The 18,881-nt window shown below is 43.0% G+C and carries 15 protein-coding genes; 7 read left to right on the top strand and 8 right to left on the bottom strand.

Annotation, left to right across the window (positions count from 1 at the left end; genetic code table 11):
- Positions 1-96: 96 nt before the first annotated feature.
- Positions 97-594, top strand: a complete 498-nt coding sequence (locus tag MSG38_RS10730; protein WP_141922196.1) for a hypothetical protein — start codon at positions 97-99, stop codon at positions 592-594.
- Between the two features lie 450 nt (positions 595-1,044).
- Here MSG38_RS10730 and MSG38_RS10725 read toward each other — a convergent pair whose 3' ends face one another.
- A complete protein-coding gene (locus MSG38_RS10725) occupies positions 1,045-1,941 on the bottom strand; it encodes a LysR family transcriptional regulator (RefSeq protein ID WP_050622064.1) in 897 nt (298 codons plus the stop codon).
- A gap of 99 nt (positions 1,942-2,040) precedes the next feature.
- Here MSG38_RS10725 and MSG38_RS10720 point away from each other — a divergent pair, with 99 nt between their 5' ends.
- Positions 2,041-2,925 (top strand): SMP-30/gluconolactonase/LRE family protein, encoded by an 885-nt coding sequence (locus tag MSG38_RS10720; protein ID WP_050622063.1) that lies wholly within the window; start codon positions 2,041-2,043, stop codon positions 2,923-2,925.
- A 230-nt stretch (positions 2,926-3,155) separates the two neighbouring features.
- Here the strand turns inward: MSG38_RS10720 and MSG38_RS10715 are convergent, their stop codons facing one another.
- A complete protein-coding gene (locus MSG38_RS10715; RefSeq protein WP_122082058.1) occupies positions 3,156-4,400 on the bottom strand; it encodes a membrane dipeptidase in 1,245 nt (414 codons plus the stop codon).
- Positions 4,401-4,544: 144 nt separating this feature from the next.
- On the opposite strand from MSG38_RS10715, the gene MSG38_RS10710 reads away from it, so the two are divergent.
- A complete protein-coding gene (locus MSG38_RS10710; RefSeq protein WP_248401833.1) occupies positions 4,545-5,567 on the top strand; it encodes an AraC family transcriptional regulator in 1,023 nt (340 codons plus the stop codon).
- Between the two features lie 212 nt (positions 5,568-5,779).
- Here MSG38_RS10710 and MSG38_RS10705 read toward each other — a convergent pair whose 3' ends face one another.
- From MSG38_RS10705 to MSG38_RS10685, 5 genes are all read right to left on the bottom strand, one after another.
- Positions 5,780-6,673 carry a DMT family transporter gene (locus tag MSG38_RS10705; RefSeq protein ID WP_050712174.1) on the bottom strand — a complete coding sequence of 298 codons (894 nt, stop codon included), beginning with the start codon at positions 6,671-6,673 and terminating at the stop codon, positions 5,780-5,782.
- Between the two features lie 136 nt (positions 6,674-6,809).
- Positions 6,810-7,829, bottom strand: coding sequence for a helix-turn-helix transcriptional regulator (locus MSG38_RS10700; RefSeq protein WP_248401831.1), 1,020 nt, complete (start codon positions 7,827-7,829; stop codon positions 6,810-6,812).
- 104 nt (positions 7,830-7,933) lie between these two features.
- Positions 7,934-8,932 carry a DUF2860 family protein gene (locus MSG38_RS10695; protein WP_248401829.1) on the bottom strand — a complete coding sequence of 333 codons (999 nt, stop codon included), beginning with the start codon at positions 8,930-8,932 and terminating at the stop codon, positions 7,934-7,936.
- 59 nt (positions 8,933-8,991) lie between these two features.
- Entirely contained in the window at positions 8,992-10,563 is a 1,572-nt protein-coding gene (locus tag MSG38_RS10690; protein ID WP_248401827.1) for an amidase, read from the bottom strand.
- Between the two features lie 186 nt (positions 10,564-10,749).
- A complete protein-coding gene (locus MSG38_RS10685; protein WP_248401826.1) occupies positions 10,750-11,994 on the bottom strand; it encodes an alpha/beta fold hydrolase in 1,245 nt (414 codons plus the stop codon).
- A gap of 834 nt (positions 11,995-12,828) precedes the next feature.
- Between MSG38_RS10685 and MSG38_RS10680 the strand changes: the two genes are divergently transcribed.
- The 3 genes from MSG38_RS10680 to MSG38_RS10670 are packed head-to-tail and all read left to right on the top strand — an operon-like array spanning position 12,829 to position 16,185.
- Positions 12,829-14,925: a protein-disulfide reductase DsbD domain-containing protein gene (locus MSG38_RS10680; RefSeq protein WP_248401817.1), complete on the top strand. Its 2,097-nt coding sequence runs from the start codon at positions 12,829-12,831 to the stop codon at positions 14,923-14,925.
- Entirely contained in the window at positions 14,922-15,449 is a 528-nt protein-coding gene (locus MSG38_RS10675) for a protein disulfide oxidoreductase (RefSeq protein WP_050712167.1), read from the top strand. The genes MSG38_RS10680 and MSG38_RS10675 overlap by 4 nt, the downstream gene beginning before the upstream one ends.
- 10 nt (positions 15,450-15,459) lie before the next feature.
- Positions 15,460-16,185 carry a DsbA family protein gene (locus MSG38_RS10670; RefSeq protein ID WP_048614638.1) on the top strand — a complete coding sequence of 242 codons (726 nt, stop codon included), beginning with the start codon at positions 15,460-15,462 and terminating at the stop codon, positions 16,183-16,185.
- Between the two features lie 657 nt (positions 16,186-16,842).
- On the opposite strand, the gene MSG38_RS10665 is transcribed toward MSG38_RS10670, so the two are convergent.
- A complete protein-coding gene (locus tag MSG38_RS10665; protein WP_248401815.1) occupies positions 16,843-18,105 on the bottom strand; it encodes an amidohydrolase family protein in 1,263 nt (420 codons plus the stop codon).
- Positions 18,106-18,367: 262 nt separating this feature from the next.
- Here MSG38_RS10665 and MSG38_RS10660 point away from each other — a divergent pair, with 262 nt between their 5' ends.
- A complete protein-coding gene (locus MSG38_RS10660; protein WP_248401814.1) occupies positions 18,368-18,856 on the top strand; it encodes a hypothetical protein in 489 nt (162 codons plus the stop codon).
- The last annotated feature ends 25 nt before the right edge of the window (positions 18,857-18,881 follow it).

Raw genomic sequence — 18,881 nt, 5'->3', positions numbered from 1 at the left:
TCACACTATATTTATGCCAGTGCACATATAATAGTAAACAGTTGGAAAGGTTAGTAAAAATAAGGAAAGCCTTAATTTTCATTTGGTTAGAAGAACATGACAGACCGTAGAAAAATAGTAAATGCACCTCAATTCCTACCTAAACTTATTAAAATGTACGAAACTCAACAGTCTTTCGCCGATGAAGTTGGAGTAAGCTCTTCTCAAATAAGTAAATGGAAAGACGATGATGACAGTCAATTGCCTCAGGTAGATAAGTATCCCCAACTGGTTTCAATTGCACTTGAGCACGACTTTTTTGTGGAATTAGATGATGGCGACCGAATAACGCCACCCACAAAAGAGCCAGATTTTATTCAAAAGCTCCCCCCCGACACAAGGCGAAAGGTAGCTCAATTCTTAACCGTTGGAGTCTGCGTTTTGGCTACTGGCGGAAGTTATTATGCCTACACCACATACCGTGATATTAGCGATAAGTTCGGCAACAAAGAGGTTGTAGAAGTGCTCAAGCAACGTTCCCAAAAAAGCATAGAACTGTGCGAGCAAGATTCTTCTTTATGTGCTGACATTGATAAGGGTAACAGTGAACCATAGTTCTTAAGAGAGCCAGAATAAATATAAATTTGGTATTCTAACAATAAGTACTGTCGCATAAGATTTAGTAGGGAAAGTAAGTACTAACAGTATATGAATGACCTTTTACTCTAAACGGTTTTGGGGAAAATTCGTGTTAGCCCAACCTCAAATTCCCTCCTAATCTCCCCTTAATCCGCATCTTCGATTCATTGTGCTTAGTGGAAAGGGGAGGAACAGAATACCGATCGTTACATGCGCATTTTCACATTCAGCGCCAAAGAAGATTCTCCCCCTCGGTCGTTAATCTAGAGGGGGTGATGAACTCAACTTGAGGGGGAGTTAGAGGGGGAGGCTGTTTCAAAATTGACGAGTACACGGCAGCCTATCAGCTATTGAAAAGTATTGTGATTGCGCTTGATATGAATGGAACGCACATGCATTCCAATTGAAAGGTTAGTGTTCTAAAACTCACAACGTATAAGCGTTATTCGATTCTAACCACTCTTTTACCGCTCGGTTAAAAGTGACCAACTTCTGTGGTGTTACTCTTCTTTGAGCATAGATAAGGCTTAGCTTTTGGGCTTTTATCGACCATTCTGGGAACACGTGAATAAGCTCACCTTGTTTGATCTGCTCTTCAACTTGATAGAACGGCAAGCTGGCGACGCCTATTCCTTGCATCGCTAACTCTAAAATTGAACTGTAGGTATTCGAGCTAACGCTTCCGGTTACTTCAACATGGTAGGTTTGCTCACCATTGATCAACTCCAGCTGATTCCAGCGTTCATTTTGACTGTTAAGAATGAAGCTGCATTTATGGATGTCTTTGGTGGTGGCGAGTGGGTTAGTCGATGCGTAATCCGCACTGCAAACGAGAACATTGCGGATGTGCCCGAGATCGTTGGCAATCACATCATTAGGCAGTTCATCGTAGGCTCTAAAAGCAATGTCAAAGTCGCCAGACTCTATCTTCTTTTTCATCGGCCCAAAGTCGAGAATCAAATCCACTTTTGGGTACTCTTGCTTGAAAGTAGGGATGATATGACGACAAAGCGCACGCCCAAACTCTATCGGTGCGGTAATTTTTAAATCGCCAGCCACTTCCTGCGTCATGTCTAAGACACGCATTTCCGCTTCAGTTGCTAATAGTTGAATTTGCTTCGCTTTTGAATACAACTCTTCACCCACTTCCGTGAGGCTGATAGAACGAGTCGTTCTGTGAAACAGCTTAGAATTCAATGTTTCTTCGAGTCGTTGTACATGCCGAGACACCAAACCTTTTGACACATCCAATACTTCAGCGGCCTTGGTGAAGCTTTGCTCTTCGGCGACAGTCAAGAAGGTCTGCATATAAATCAAATTCATCATTGACACCATTTAGTAAACAGTGAAGTCATTTTGTACTGTTTTTCTCACTCCTTCAAGAAACTAAGATTCAAAACGTAAACAGAAAGGAGAAGAACAATGAACAAATTACTACTTATTACCGCTGCAATGGCTGCCTCTATGAATGTTTCAGCTGCCTCTGTTGTAGAAAGCAACCCAACATTGGTTGGAGACTCATTCGGCTTTGTTGAAGGCCCTACATGGGATGTGGAACATCAACGTTTCTTGTTTAGCGATATCCCAAATAACACAACCTATTCTTACGATCTTAACGGCAAGTTGAGCGTGTTTGATGACAATTCTGGCTATGCTAATGGTCTCGATATCGATGCCAAAGGTAACCTGTGGGCGGCACGTCATGATAGAAAGCTGTCGTACCGTCAGGGCAACGGAGAGAAAGTGATTGTCGCTGCAACTTATAACGGCAAGCTGCTCAATAGCCCGAACGATTTAACCGTTAACAGTGATGGCAGTGTGTGGTTTACCGATCCTCCGTTTGGTATCCAAGGTTACGGCCCAGCAAAGGCAGAACCAGAGCAACCGGTTAATGGCGTTTATCGTTACCTAGATGGTGATCTAAAGCTGATCACTGGAGAGTTCAAGCTACCAAACGGCATCGCATTTTCTTCTGATGAATCTTCGTTATACGTTGCCGACACATCTGATGGCTGGGTATACCGATTTGATGTTGATGGACAGTCACTCAGTAATAAGACGCAGTTTGCCCAAGTGAAGGCGGAGTCTGGTTCTGAACCTATGGTTGATGGCATTGCTGTTGATGCCGATGACAACCTCTTTGTTGCTGCGCATGGTGGAGTGGGTGTGTTCGATAAAGACGGTAAGCAGATAGACTTCATTGCTATTGATGCGGGCCATATCAGCAACCTTGAAATTGGCGGGAAGCAGCAAGACTTACTGATGGTAACGGCATACAACAAAGTGTTGGTGTTTAAGCTTAAGTAACGCCTGACACAAACGAAAACAAAAAGGGACGGGTAGAAATACCGGTCCCTTTTCTAATTTGAACATGTCGAAAGTGGGTTAGCTCTATGCGCTGTAATGATGCTGCCGACGATTAAGGCTTAGGCTGATTGGCTTCTATATCTAGGGCCGTTTGATTTGGCCTGCCGAAATACTTCTTCCATTTTATTGGCATCAAATCAGCTTTCAAAACTGAACTAACAAGTGGCGACTTACCAATTGGCTTGATAAACACGCATTAGGTTTTCACCTAAGAAGCCTTTGATATCATCTTCAGACCAATCGTATTTATCTTCCAGTACTCGAGCGACTCCCCAAATATCGCCTCCACCTGCATTCTGGGTTGGTGCGCCAAAACCTTTCTCTGGTGGATATGTGTCTACAACACCAATGAAGGCTTTTAAGAAGTCACCATACATGTGTGAATAGTCAGAGCCATAACAAGTATGTTCTCGTCCGACTAACTCACCCACATACTGTACATGTTCCGCAATGTCATTCATGCTGGCTGTACCTTCAGCATTTAGGAATAGTCCTACGCCATTAGTACAGGCCACACCATCGCTGGCTGCAATGGCTCTAATTGCGTCATCCGATAAGTTACGGCCTGTGTCATATAAGCCTTTGGCATTTGAATGTGAGGCAATAACAGGCTTTGTTGAAATTTTTGCAGCGTCGATACATGCTTGATCTGATGAATGAGAACAATCGATAACGACGCCTTGTTCGTTTGCATATTTAACAAACTTAGAGCCTAAATCAGAAACACCAAGATTTTTATCACTTTGACCGCCACCAGCGAGTGCGTTGTCATTATTGTAAGTAAAGTTCATGACCATAATTCCATTATCACGTGACCATTCGACCTTACTCAAGTCATCGATAATATAATCGGCGCCTTGTGTGTTATAGATGATGGACATTTTGCCATCCTGTTTGGCTTTGCGGATTGCCTCTACACTGTCAGCCTTAACCAAACCTAACTTTTTTGACTCTGCGTCTGTTTTATCAAGTGTCGTTTGGAAGGATTCATCATTAACACCTTCAAATGCCCATACGGTTGTAGACATAACATCGATTTGATTGTCTCTGTTTTTCGCTACGGCTTGTGCATATTTTTCCTCTTTAATGCCTTGAATACCTACGCCAGATGGCATCAAAGAGTTAATCACAATCGCATCTTTATATTTTGCTTTTATCGCGGCATCTTGCTTGCGTTCTTCATCAGTTCTTCCTGCGTCAAAAAATGCGGCAATATATGCAGCACGTTTGTCTATCTCAGCTTGAGATTTACCGCGAGGGCTCCACAGTTTCGACTTCACATCAACGTCAGAGACAAAACCTGCATCCGTATTCCATCCACCTTCAACATGCTCGTGAGAATGCCCAATATCATGAGCTAACGCTGATGATGAAAGAAGTGCAGTAATTAAAATGACTAAGTTTTTATGCTTCATTTTGCCCCCTAGGGTGTGATTTCACAATTCGATGATGATTCTGTCATTGTGAAAGTTTATATGCTTACTTCGTTGTGAATAAGAATATGCTGTCTTACACTCAAAAACATACCATTTTGGGACAGCAAGATTAGATTGAAAACTATGAGTAACAATAAACAATATCTATCTTTAGTGGAGTATTCACAATTTAATACCTTTCTCGAAGCGTTAGAAATGACACATTGGGATATTTACGCCATGTTAGATAAAGCACTGTTTCCAAAAAGCTTTAATTTACATGAAGGCGATGGAGTGATACTTACAGAGAGGGTCTACTCTGTCTTTAACTTACTAGAAGAACAGTTGACTGAGGCAAAACTGCTTCAGTTTCTCAGCGTTGTAGCGCAAAAAAATGCGGAAAAAATCCTGCAAGCCTTGCCACTTGACGATATTTCCAACGTTGAGGGGTTTGTAACCTGTTTCACCCATGAGACTTTCCGCAGTACACCCGATAGCCAATTTTCATTGATAGATGCATTGGGAAACAAATGGTTAGTGCGTCATACACTCCCTCACAATGAAAACTTATCAATCATTGAATGTTACCTCTTGAAGTTGTTTCAGGAGCTTATAAGCGCAACAACGCAAGTAGTTTGGCAACCCAAACGAATATTTCTGCAATCTCCCCATAATCAAGAGAAGACACATAAACGTTGTAAGAAACTTTTTAATAACAATGGATTACAACTAATAAGTGAACGTGGCGTGACTGGCGTTGAATTACCAGAGGATACTCTAAAAACCAATATCAACGTCTATCACCCTCGATACGCATTCACACAAACAGAAGCTGATCTAGGTAAGAATATGCGAACTATTTCGGCGGCATTACGTTACGTTTTACCTCATTACTTATCAGGAGGAAGGCCAAGTTTGGATTTTTCTGCTGAGATTTGTGGGTTGCATAGTCGGACATTAAAGAGACGTCTACGTAAAGAAGGGGTTACTTATACGGCGTTATTGGATGAGATTATAATAAGCTTAGCCAAAGATGCATTATTACATTCAGACCAGAACATTACTGACATAAGCATTAGTCTTGGATACGACCACCCAAACCATTTCAGTCGTATGTTTAAACGCTTAACAGGGTTAAGCCCTAGGCACTATCGCAATTCGCATTGAAACATTTACTTGTCTTGAAACTTAGAAACTCCATTTTATGTTTTGATAGAAATAGTCTGTCGGAAAATTGAGAAAGGGGCGAATACTCTGAGTTAAGTAGCGCCTGACATAAACGAAACCAAAAAGGGACGGGTAGAAATACCGGTCCCTTTTCTAATTTGAACATGTCGAAAGTGGGTTAGCTCAATACGCAGTAATGATGCTGCCGACGATTAGGGCTTAGGTTGATTGGCTTCTATATCTAGCGCCGTTTGATTTGGCCTGCTGAAGTACTTCTTCCACTTTATTGGCATCATAGGAATGACGATCAGGCTAATACCGACAAGGGTCAGCATGTCTGGAATCTCGTCAAACCACATCACGCCAAATAGGGTCACAAACACCAACCCTGAGTATTCTGCGAGAGCAATTTGGTTTGCTGGCGCTTTTTTATAAGCCACCACCACAAGGGCATGGTACCCAAGAACGAACAGGTTGATTGCCATAATCCACCCAACATGGCGCCATTCAATCGCCGCCCATGCAGGTAGAGCAAGAGCCAACGCCAGCGGCAGAGTCATCACACTGGTCCAAAATAGTGTCGAGATAATGTGTTGTTCTGCGTGAAGACGTTTAATCAAAATATTGCCGACACCCATCGCGAGCGCACTGCCTAAGCCTGCAATAGCGGCCCAGTGAAATTGCTCTGGACGCAACACGATTAACACACCCACGAAACCAATCAATGTCGCCACCACTTTTGATGATGTCGGCTTCTCTTTCAGTAAAACAATAGAAAGCGGGAGCATAAGAATAGGCCCAACATAGAACATCGCATTTGCAGTCGCCAAGGTGAGGTGTGTGATGGCAATCATTGCGCAGCCGCTTCCCATTAGGATGAATTGAGCCCGCAAAAAGTTGATGCGACAACCACCTTGCATGCGCGTCTCTTTGGGTAGCTTTAGCCAAAAAGGGAGCAGCAACATTACGCTCAATAGCTGGCGGATAAACACATATTGGAACGTGGGCACTTCACCGTTCAGCACTTTGAGTGAGACGTCTGAAAAGGAGGCGAGCAGGTTGGCGAATACTAAGAGCAAAATCGCGTGGTTGGTGGCTTTGGTCATACAGAAACGGCGCTACATATTTGTCATACAATTATGGGCGCACATAATACATGAGAATCGAAAATATGTAAGAACAAAAAACCAAGTAAGAACAATGTCGTTCGATGCTTAGTGATATGGGGTGCGAGATCTGCTATTACGACCTGAGTTCAGTAGGAGAGTGCCCAGTCCAGTTTTTGAATGCTCGACTGAATGCGCTCGAGTCGGAGAAGCCAAGTTCGTGAGCTACATAGGTAATATTGCCGTCGTTCTGATTCAGTAGCGTCATGCTCAGCTCAAGTCGGTATTTATCGAACAAACGACGAAAACTCACACCTTGTTGTTTAAGTTTACGATTCAGGGTTCGAGGGCTGATGTGAAGATTGTTCGCCACGCTATCTAGGTTGGTGTCTTTCACCTCGAGCACCTTGAACGTTTCATTCACTTTGTAGATCAGGTTAGTTTTTAATGTTTTTTCCATCTGTTGATCGGCGATTCGTACTAACTCTGCATGAAAGTCAGCTTGGAATTGGCGAGGTTTTGCTTGAACAAGATCGTTAGGAAAAAGGAGATAGCGGGCGGGGAAGCCCTCCTTCATTTCAACATTAAAGACACGCTCATAGACACTCAAGAACTCATCACCGATGGTGTTCTTGTGGATGTGAATGGCGAGCTTTTGATTCGGCGCATTAAGATACCTGCGAACGAGCTTGATCATAATACTGAAATAGAGCCCCAAGCTGATGTGTGTCATCAGTGTTGTTTCGTCAATGTACTCGGGTGTGACGCCCCAAAGCTCGACTTCACCATTTTCTGTTTCACGACTGAATATTTTCAGTAGCGGATGTATATGAATGGAGTAGCGACTCAGCAGTTGGCAAAAGCTGGCGAGATCTGGCGCGGTGAGCATGGCCATTACCGGCGCGCCCATTTCAAGCTCATCGAAGTAGCGAGCGGACTCATCAAACAGGTCGATCAGTTCATGATCGAAGCGTTGGTAGATGTTGGTGATGGCGGTTTGAAGCTGATAAGCCGAGATCGATTCGGCGGAGCAAAGTTGTTTATAGACCTCTGCTCCCGACCAGATATCGCTGCTGTCACCAATTCTAGCCTGAATAGCAGAATCTAAAGTTTTAAACCAAAATATGGGCAATTGAGTACTAAAACTTTCCACCATAACTCCCTGTTATTGCTGGCGATTGAAGAGTGTTCTTCTCGGTAATATGTCCAAATTAAAGGATTTGTTTACGGGTTACAAGTAATGAAAACCTCAGTTCAATCTTAGAATTTGTAATCAACACCGACTGAAACCACATATTGTGATGATTGGTAATACTCAATGTTTGAATTCGTTGTCTTCGCGCCGAGTAGTGACACCAAAGACCAGTTTTTAGCCTCAAAGATATTGGCATATTCATAAGCAACGAAGGCGCCAAAGTCTTTGTCTTCGCGTGTCTTATTAAAGATTGGGTTCTCTTTATCATAGCTGCGTTTTGCTGCATTGAGTGTTAAAGCAAGACCATGATTTCCGTATCTTTTCGCTAGGTTGATTTCCGCGCCAAGGCTCAAGAACGACAGTGCATCACCCTCAGAATCTGAAGAGAAAACATTCATTGAAGGTGTGAGAATGCCTGACCCATCTTTCAAGTAGTACTGATAACCAGACTTGAGATAAAAGTACTTTCGTTCTCGAATCATCAGTGCGCGTTCTTCGTCAGTTAAACCAAGCCCCTTTAGACCGGTGTTTTCTTTTTTTACGTCTGACTCACCAGAAGCGACATCGAGATTAAAGTTCGAGCCCATTATTCTTGAAAGCTGCATTCGAACCACAGTGCCAGTGAGGTCGGTTTCTTTCCTATTTGAGTCAACAGCATAAGGGTCATCCCATACTTCGCCTGATATCAGAGTCGGCAAGATAGAAAAATCGACCACCATGCCGCTTTCCACTTGCTGCCTATATCCAACTTCAAATGCCAACGTACCTGTGATGATGTCGTCTCTTGAGGTACCTAAGAAAAACTGTTTGTGGTTCAAAGCGCCAAAGGTGTATTGCACCGAACCCAAAACCGCGACCATTCCCTCGGCTTCCGTGTTACCCGACGACATTAAATCGGCTTGAGATTGATGGTTGCTTTGACCAACATCGAGGTTACTTGAGTTTGCGGTGAAGCCAGTTAGGAAGGTCATGTTGCCACTGAAGCCTTCGCTTGGTGCTAGAGCTGCGAATGAATGTGGCGCAAGCGTCAGGCTTGCCAAGAATAGGAAAATAATATGTTTCATCAATAGACTCGTACTTAAATGATTTTCTAAATTGAACTGTTTTGAAAGTGAATCGCTTTTTAAAGCGCAATCGGGGCTTTTCTGTTTGCCCAAGGCTTGGCGTGTTCTAGTTGATAGGCCAATTCAAATAACAGGCGGTCGTTGCCTCTTGCTGCGGAAAAGTGGCTACCAACTGGAAGGTTCTGTTTGTTCCAATACAAGGGAACCGACATCGCCGGATTGCCTGCCACGTTTTCGATTGGTGTGTAGGACATTAATTTCTCTGAACGTGCCCAAATCTCTTTGCCGGAGTGCGCTTTCTGGTCGAAATATTCGATGTCCAAAGGAACATGGTTTGCACAAGGGGTGAGCCAAATGTCGATGTTTTTAAAGAACTCTTGGTTGTGATTGATCGCGAAGTTTCGACATCGTTCTTGAGAGTCGATATACAAGCTAGGAGTAGCTTTTAAGCGCGCTTGCATCGTACGAGCTAAATAGACGACGTTGTCGCTCACTTTGTCTGGCATTGATTCTAGCGGCATACCCAAGCGGTCGAACTGCTCAGCAAAGCTTGCCATCTTGTTACCAAATACGCCCATGTAGTTACGCATGAACACATCGCCATCTTGGATTGGTTGTTCAACTTCGATAACGATATGCCCAAGGCTTTCGAGCAAAGAGACCGTAGAACGAATGGCTGCGAGCGTATCTTCATCAGGAAGCCTACCGTGGATATCTTTGAGGGTGACGCCAATCTTTATCGGACGGTTAAGAGAAGCATTAACCATTCCTATTGGAGTTCGAGGAAAAGTCGTCTCAAAGTTATTTTTTGTATGATGCTCTGTGACTGAAACTGCCAAAGCAGCGTCACGAACGGTTCTCGACATAAACGATTGATGAGTAAAACCTTCGTTTGTTGAGCCGTCAGTTAGCCCTGATATCAAAGATTCTCGGCTTGGCTTAAAACCAAAGATTCCAGTCGCCGAAGCGGGCATACGAGAAGAACCGCCACCATCAGTAGAGTGCACTAAGGGTACATAGCCAGCTGCAATCGCCGCTGCGCCACCGCCAGTCGATGAGTGAACACCTCGGCTTAGATCCCATGGGTTGCGCGTCGCGCCATAAAGGGAGTTCTGTGTGCAGCCTAGTGTCATCATCTCAGGGATGTTCGTCATGCCAATGGTGTTCAGCCCTGCATTTTGAGTCGCTCGAATAAACCAAGAGGTCGCGTTGGGTTTTCTGCCTTGGTTTAGCTTCGAACCCAGGGTGCATTCAAGCCCAACAACATCAACACAGTCTTTCACCAAGAAAGGCACACCGGCAAAGGGTGAGTTCGGGTTAAAAGAGTTTGCACGCTCTAGCGCTAAGTCAAAGCACTCAGAAACAACCGCATTAACTTGATCGTTTGTCTGGCGAATTTTATAGATGGCTTCTTGCACGAATTCTTTTGGCGAGGCTTTTTTGTCTCTTATCAGATTCGCCATCTCAGTCGCATCCAGTGGCGAGTCAACGGTTTGGTGATCTGAAGGCAAATTTGTTGGTGAAGTTGGTGTTGCATTGGCTAAGGTAGGCAGAGAGATAGCCGCAGCAGAAACTGCACCTTTCCCCATAACTTTGAAAAAATCTCTGCGTTTTAATTCATTGATAGTCATCGTTTCTATCCCAAGTTAGAAAGTCACTATCCTTGTTTCGAAACCTAGCTCGCTAGGCCTAGCGTCACTCCATGTGCTGATTTATGGGACTAGAATAAAGATTGGCGTGTTGGCTTGCAGTGCAAATACCGCCAATGTTCATACCATTCACGCCAACTGGTTTGTCGGGTTATGTATAGGGAGGGGTTATTGCTCTGCTGCTAGCCAAAAGCTCGACAGGTCTTCAAACAGATCATCATTATCTAAAATACTGAGATGGTTTTCGTTGTAAGCACGAATTTGGTCGGCGTTCAATTGAGCGGGGCGTGATAACTGGCTTGATAAATTGATGACGCCATCGTTACTGTTGGTATTAAACAGATCACCCGAGTTATAACCAAAGGCTAAAAAGTGGGGAATGTGGATTTGATTGTTTTCAACAAATAAGTCGCTAATAAATTGGCCGTCTGGGTTTAAGTCAACCCAAGCAGGCATTACCACGGGAGAGTATTCCACCCCTTGCTTAGCTGACTCGACACCACCAAACGGCGAAGAGATGGTGGTTACGCTGCTAATAAAATCACATAACTGCCCAATGCGACACTGACGAATACTGTTAGTCACGATCAAGCCACCCATACTGTGGGCAACAACATGCAACTGTTGGATCTTATATTCAGTCACAACTGTATGGAATAGGTTATTTAAGCCTTTCGAATTCAAAGACAGAGACAGACCTGAAGGGTAGTTAAACACCCATATTTGGTATTTAGATTGGTCCACTTTTTCAATGAGAGGGGCGAAATCTAAAGCCGTTGAATTGATTCCATGTACGAATAGGATTGGGATTTTATTTGGGTCATATTCAGATAGAAAATAGAGCCCAGCATTATCTTCAAGTAAGAAGGTCAGCGGCTGCCACATACCGAGTTTTGCATTCCTTTTCTCAAAGGGAGAATCTGTTAAATTCACCACGGTACCTATATCGACGAGGTCTAACTCTATTTTCAATAGTGAGGACAATGAACGATCAACAAACGCGCTTGGGGCATCACTCTCATTAATGGCGAGTGATACTTCGATTGTCGATTTGTCTTTGTGATCGCGCAGGTTAATCACACTGAATGCTTCATCAGCTTGTAGGGTTAGGTCTTGATTCTTATCTTCAAAGATAAGTAGGTAATGGATGCTATTTGATAGTTGTAAGTGAATACTGTCGCTGTCTATGATGCCATCGTAGCCATCCACTTCGCTTTTATTGATGTCTTTAATTTGTTCAATCACCACGGCAGAATCTGAGGCCGGTTGACTCAAGGTGATGGTGTACTGATTGGTTATGGAGTCGATAGCTTGTATCTCATTAGATAGGTTTCTAAAGTTACTGCACCCTGATAGCACTGAACTGAGTAACAGCACTGTACTGAGTAAGCGTGCAGTCAGTAATCGTCTCATTCCAATCTCATCCCCATATCAACAAGCTTCGTCATTCAATCAACAAATCTTATACATAAACAAACAGCATGAATTTAATACTAGCAAGAAAACAGAGAGTTAGGTCATACGTGTTCTTGATCATGTCCTGTTTTGATTCGAGTTTATTTATTCCATGCAGCTCGACAGCGTTATGGCTGATGCCGATGTGCTTTACAGATTGTCTTTTCGATACTGATTGTTGGTATACGATTTTTACGATTCTCAATCGCTTTGATTCATGAAAATTATCGGCCATGCGAAAAAAATTGAACTTTATTATTTTAGTTAAGTCGTATTGCTACGTTTACCATCACCAGACATCTGCAGTTTAGATATGATCTCAAGTCGAAACACACATCAGCTAACTCGTAGCGCACTATTATTAGTGGGTTGGGTTATCTGTTTCTGTCTCGCCAGTAATATGAGTTTTATCCAAGGTTGCAAAGTAAACTATGAAAACAGTGATTCTGCGATTTCTAATGTCCTGCAGGTAAACCAGATTGATGATGGTGGCGGTTTTATCAAGGGTGCATCTCAATCTCAAGACGACCAATCCGTCCACAAATGTGAGTTATCAGAACACCTGATAAATTTTGATCACCACCAAGTCAATGATCAAGCTATATTCACGTACTTCATACTCGTTGTAGTCGTATTGTGGCTGCTAAGTACTGTCCCGTATTTCCCTCCATTCACTGAGCCAATCCTTCACAAGGGTAGGCGCATCCATCTCAAGGTCTGTGTCTTTAAAGAATGAGAATAAGAGCGTTTAACTAACACTCATATTATTCATTTTTTAAGGAAAAATTAGACATGCCTAAAAGCAAAATGTCATTGCACTTTGTTGTGCTTTGGCTATTCGTTGCGCTGTGTTCAACATTCACTGTGAACGCAAGTGCGAGCGAATCGATGACTCCTGTTACAACGGGTTGGATGCAAGACAAGTTACATCCGTATGTAGAAACGCGTTTTGTCATGACAGGACAAATTAATAAAGAAGATAAAACCGCGGCGGGTTATCTGGAAGTGAACCTTTCTGATGAATGGAAAACTTACTGGAGAAGTCCTGGTGAAGGAGGCATTGCGCCCAAAATCAAATGGGCCGACTCTAAGAACGTTTCGCAACTGCAATGGTTTTGGAAGTTTCCCCAACGCTTCAATTTGCTCGGCATAGATACGCTAGGTTACAAGCACAACATCATCTTCCCGATGAATCTTCATATTGATGATATGAACAAACCTGTTGAGCTTAATGCTGTGCTGACGATGTCTTCATGCACCACCATATGTATTCTCACGGATTTTGATATCAACTTGGTGTTTAACCCAAGTGAGATGACCGTGGATAACGACGCGATGCTTGTCTACGCCAAAGCAATGAGTGAAGTGCCGAAAGATTCACCGCTTGTAGAAGGTACATCTACGATTTGGGATGCTCGCAAGTCGCAACTTCAAGTTATTGCTACACATCAAATTGGCTGGACTGCACCCGATGTAATCGTGGATGGTGATTCAGATGAAATGCAAGATGCTGACTTTGGTATTCCTCACATTGAAATTGAAGGTAACCAAGTTATTGCGACTTACGATGTAAGTAGCTGGATGGGCACACCCGATCTTAACAACCAGCACATCCGTGTAAGCATCAAAGACAAAGACTTCATCACAGAATATCCAACCACTGTTACCAACGGCATTGTAGGCAACAGCTCTATGATTAGTATGGTGCTTTTAGCGCTATTAGGTGGGTTGATTCTCAATATCATGCCCTGTGTATTCCCTGTGCTTGGAATGAAACTAAGTGGGGTTATTTCTGCTCAAGGCATGGCAAGAAAACAAGTTAGGTTCCAATTCCTTGCATCTGCAAGTGGCATCCTCGCATCCTTCTGGCTAATAGCCACTTTCTTGGCTGTGTTAAAAGTTTCAGGCAGCGTTATCGGTTGGGGAATTCAGTTCCAAAACGGTTGGTTTATCGGTGGGATGTTTATCGTCACCGCTCTTTTCAGCGCCAATATGTTAGGGCTTTTCGAAATCCGTCTTTCATCGAATGCAAATACATGGATGGCAACCAAGGGCGACAGTAGCTACGTCGGACACTTTACTCAAGGTATGTTCGCAACGCTATTGGCTACGCCATGCTCTGCTCCATTTCTTGGAACAGCCGTCGCCTTTGCTCTCGCCACTACTATCCCGACGATGTTTGGTATTTTCACAGCTCTTGCCGTTGGTATGGCGCTTCCATGGATTATCGTTGCTGCATTCCCATCGATAGCTTTGGCGTTGCCTAAACCCGGGGCATGGATGAACCGTGTTAAATACCTGTTCGGCGGAATGATGCTAATCACTAGCGTTTGGCTCTTTAGCTTGCTTCGACCTCATGTCCCTCAATTGTGGTTATACGCAATATTGGCAGTCAGTGTTTGCCTATTACTTGTCAGGTTGGTTCAAGTGCATGGAATCAAGACTGCGGGTGCTGTTGCCTTGCTGCTGTTGAGTGTTATCTCTGCCTCGTTATTTGTCGAGAAAGCAACATCTAAAATGCTGCCACCAGAACCTGAGTGGGAAGCTTTGTCTACCGAAGTCATTGATGAACATGTTGCTAATGGCCAAGTGGTTTTTGTTGATGTCACTGCTGATTGGTGTGTGACTTGTAAAGCAAACAAGATAGGTGTTTTTTTACAAGATCCGGTCTACAGCGCATTGACTGAAGGTGATGTAGTGCCGATGGAGGGCGATTGGACAGTCCCAAGTGATAGCGTCACGTCATACCTACAAGATCACAACCGATTCGGTGTTCCGTTCAATATGGTTTATGGCCCTAATGCCCCAGAAGGTATTGAGCTTCCTGTCATCTTAACCAGTGATGCGGTGATGGAAGCCATTGAGAAGGCAAGAGGTGATGACGAATGATTAGAATAAAATCTAAGGTAAAACCTCAGACCAAAAAGCAGAAGTTGAGATCGGCATTACTGTATACCTTGTTCGCGGCGGTCGTGGTCTTTGGTGTTGATTATTGGCGTACAAAAGACGTTCCAATGCAGAACGTTCCGCCAATGGTCGGAATGTCGTTATCCGGTAAACCGATAGATGTAATTGAAATGAGTAAGAAAGAGCCGGTATTAGTTTATTTTTGGACGACATGGTGCGTGGCCTGCAAATTTGTGACGCCAGTGGTTGATTGGTTTTCATCAAGCTATCCCGTCGTTGGTGTTTCACTGACTTCGGGTAAGGATGAAAGAGTTCGACGTTACATGAATGCTAAAGGGTATAGCTACGACAACATTAATGATACTGAAGGAAAAATAGCACGCGATTGGGGGATCTCCTTAACGCCAACACTCATTGTTATTAATGATGGAAAAGTAACTAGTGTTACTTCAGGAATTACTACGCCAATAGGCATCGCAGCCCGACTTTGGTTAGCTAAGTATTAATGGGAAAAATATGAAATTCATAACAAAAAGCATCATCACATTATTAGTTACACTGGCTTTCTCTCCTGTCACTTACGCAATGACAAAACAAGAAAAGATTGCCGAGATAACGCAAATGTTAGAAACGAATGAAGGTATTATCGATTCGGTTCATGACAGTCTGGCTGCTTACATAGATCAACAAAGTAGTTTCGATAAAACGTTGGCCGAGAGCCATGACTTTATTTATAACAACCCACACCACCCTTGGTATGGTTCCGAACATCCAAAACTGACGATCGTAAACATGACTGATTTTAGTTGCCCGTGGTGTAAAAAGTTAGATCCTGTTCTTCGGAAAATAGCGGATGAGTTTCCTAATGACATCAAGGTAATAAATATTTACATCCCTCTAAAGGAGAGAGATTCACCACTGAACTCAGCAACCTTTGGACTCAATGTCTGGAACAATGACAAAGAAAAATACAAAGCAGTTGAAGAGATGTTGATCAGTAAGCCTGGCATTCACAACGTTCGTTCGATAATGAAAGTAGCGAAGAAGAATAAAGCCACCGATTACGTTTCTTCAGACAGTGAAATAGCGATTGAAGTTGCTGAAAACTATAATTTGTTTACTAGGCTGGGTGTTCGAGGTACACCAGCGATGCTCATTGATGGAACATTGCTCCCCGGTTACTTGCCATACGAAAAACTATATCCAATAGTAAAGGCTAAGCTAGAAGAGAAAAGTAAATAGAATAAACTTACGATAACTTAATTATTATTCTTTGATGGATAAAAAGCCCTATTGATTAGGGCTTTTTTTATTTTAATGTTAATTGTAAAAGTAGTTCACAACTTAATAAACAATGTATAACGCAGCTAGTCCAAATATGCCTAAAAAACTCAGAACACCACATGTTGAGTACAACAACAGTCTCATTATTAATTCCTGATTTAAAAAATGATTAATAGTATTTACTTTTATAAATTGTCTTATGTGCAATTTAAGGGCGTGGGGTTGACAAAGTTATATTAAAGTAGCACCTCCTGATAAATTATCACTTAGCATTTAGTTAGATGCTATCTATGCTGAAATAATTCCATTTTCTTTGTGTTTTTTTAGAAATAATCAGAGGGTTTTTATACTGCATTTTTACAGTTTGATATTCTATTTTTAATTTTCATATGGTTGTTAATACGTAAATGTAAATTAATTCATCGAGTGGAAAATAACTCGTAGCATGGCAGTGAATTTATATGTTTTATTGAGTGAATTGGATATCTAAGATTTTCAATGGAAGGTGAGATCAGTTTTAGGCGATCCAAAAAAAGCAAACAACCAAGTTAATCATCTCGGTTATTTGCTTTAGGTTTGTTGTTTTGTGGGGTAGGGGAAGAGCGCTTTTCGAGGTTAAAGCGTGTTTTTGTACACCTTACCGTCTTTCATGATCAATTTTTGTGTCTCTGTGTTTGCCACACAAGCAACACTTTCCAGTGGGTTGCCATCGATGATCAATAGGTCGGCATACGCGCCTTCAACGATCTGACCTAACTTGCCTTCTTGGTATGGGTGTTGGTAAGTCGACATTTCGAACAAGCGACCACAGTTTGATGTCGCCATGCGAAGTGCGGTGATGGTATCGAATACTTGCTCAATCGCACCAAGTTCATTCAATTGTGTCGCATGAACGTTGGTTTCACCCACACAGTCAGTACCAAAAGCAATGTTCTGAATGTCGTATTTCTTAATCAGTTCTGCTGACTTGAACATGGCTTTGCCTACGCGTTCTGTCTTGCGGTATGTCTCCTCATTCGGCAGCGGGATCTTGCGCTCTGCAATCAATGAAGAGGTAAAGTAAGAAGGAATCACCCAAATGCCTTTCTCTTTAATGATCTCGGCAATGTCGTCGTCCATGATGGTCGCGTGTTCGAAAGACATCACGCCCGCCTCAGCTGCTCGGCGCATCGCATCTGAAGTGTGGATGTGCGCAGCAACATAAGTGCCGTAATCGGAAGCGGCATCAACCGCAGCTTTCATCTCTTCAGATGTGAATTGCAATGTGTCTAGCGGATCAAATGTTGAAGATGCGCCACCACCCGCCATGATCTTGATTTGAGAAGCGCCCATAAACAGCTGTTCGCGAACCGCTTTTAAGACTTCTGAACGACCATCTGCCACTTTCATTGCACCAAGCTTCATCATTGGTGAATCTTCATGCCCGTTAGCTAAACGCTCTTGTGCTTGGTTTTGACGGTAATCGGAATGACCACAGGTTTGCGAGATAGCCGCCATCGAAGGAAGAATGCGTGGGCCGGTGGCATAGCCGTTGTCGATACTGTTTTTAAGGCCAAGCGTATTACCCGCCACATCGCGAATGGTAGTAAAGCCGCGCATTAACATCTCTTCAGAAATCTTTGCTGAGCGAATCGCTACTTCTTCACGCGTCATGGTATCAATCACATTGAAAGGTGCAGATAGTGTGATATGAACGTGCGCATCAATCAGGCCTGGCATGACCGTACCACCTTGAGCATCAATCGTTTCATCGGCAATCGTTGGGTCAATCTCTCCAATCTGAGTGATCAAGTTATCTTCGATGAGGATCGATACGTTCTCGATTAAGTTGTTATCAACACCGTTAAATACGTTCGCGTTAGTGATTAGCTTTTTCATAGTCTGCACCTTTTGGAAATGAGTGTGTGTCACTGATGGAGTCATCTTATGGGGCGCAGCATTTGAAGAATGGCCATTTGGTGACAGTGATGAATTGGGTGTGTTTTTGCTATTGCTATAAGAGAGGCAAGGGGGATTTCTATTGAATCATTAATTTGAGAAATGAATGTTGGCGGTGTCATGAAATGGTAAGTTTTGCTTCGATTCGAACGCTAAGATGTATTTCAAATCAAGGCTACTTATCAAATTAGAGAGAGACAGAATGACTAAATCAGACAAAGTTTACGGGTTCAACACACCACAACGTCTATTCGTAGGTTACACGTTAGCCGTGCTGGTGGACTTGGTCGTACTTAATTTCTTCGATGAGTACTGGGACTTCGTCAGCATTGAGTCTTTCACTATCTCTTTGATAGCGGCGTTGTTGTTGCAGTTGTTGTTGAAGCTCTCTATTGGTTTAGAACACAAGATTGCTGAGCACTTCAAAAGCAAGCCGGGCACCGCGCCTAAGGTTTATCGAGCAATCACCACTTACATTATCTTAGTGGGCTCAAAATTCGTGATGTTAGAAGCGATTAACCTTCTGTTCGGCGAGAAGGTGAGCTTTACAGGCCCTTGGGGCGGTGTGGTAGCGTTCTTCGCTGTGGTATTTACGATTCTGGTTGCTGAAGTGATTGTATCGAAGATCTACTTTGCTCTGGATGATAAACAAGATTCAAATGTGAAAGCGCTTAAAGAGACCAACGCGTAACACAACATAAAATACCTATGTGAAT

It is taken from the genome of Vibrio sp. 1CM24A, assembly GCF_023161725.1.
Classification (GTDB): Bacteria; Pseudomonadota; Gammaproteobacteria; order Enterobacterales; family Vibrionaceae; genus Vibrio; species Vibrio coralliirubri.
The sequence above is the reverse complement of the archived record's forward strand: the minus strand, read 5'-3'. Positions and strand labels throughout refer to the sequence as shown.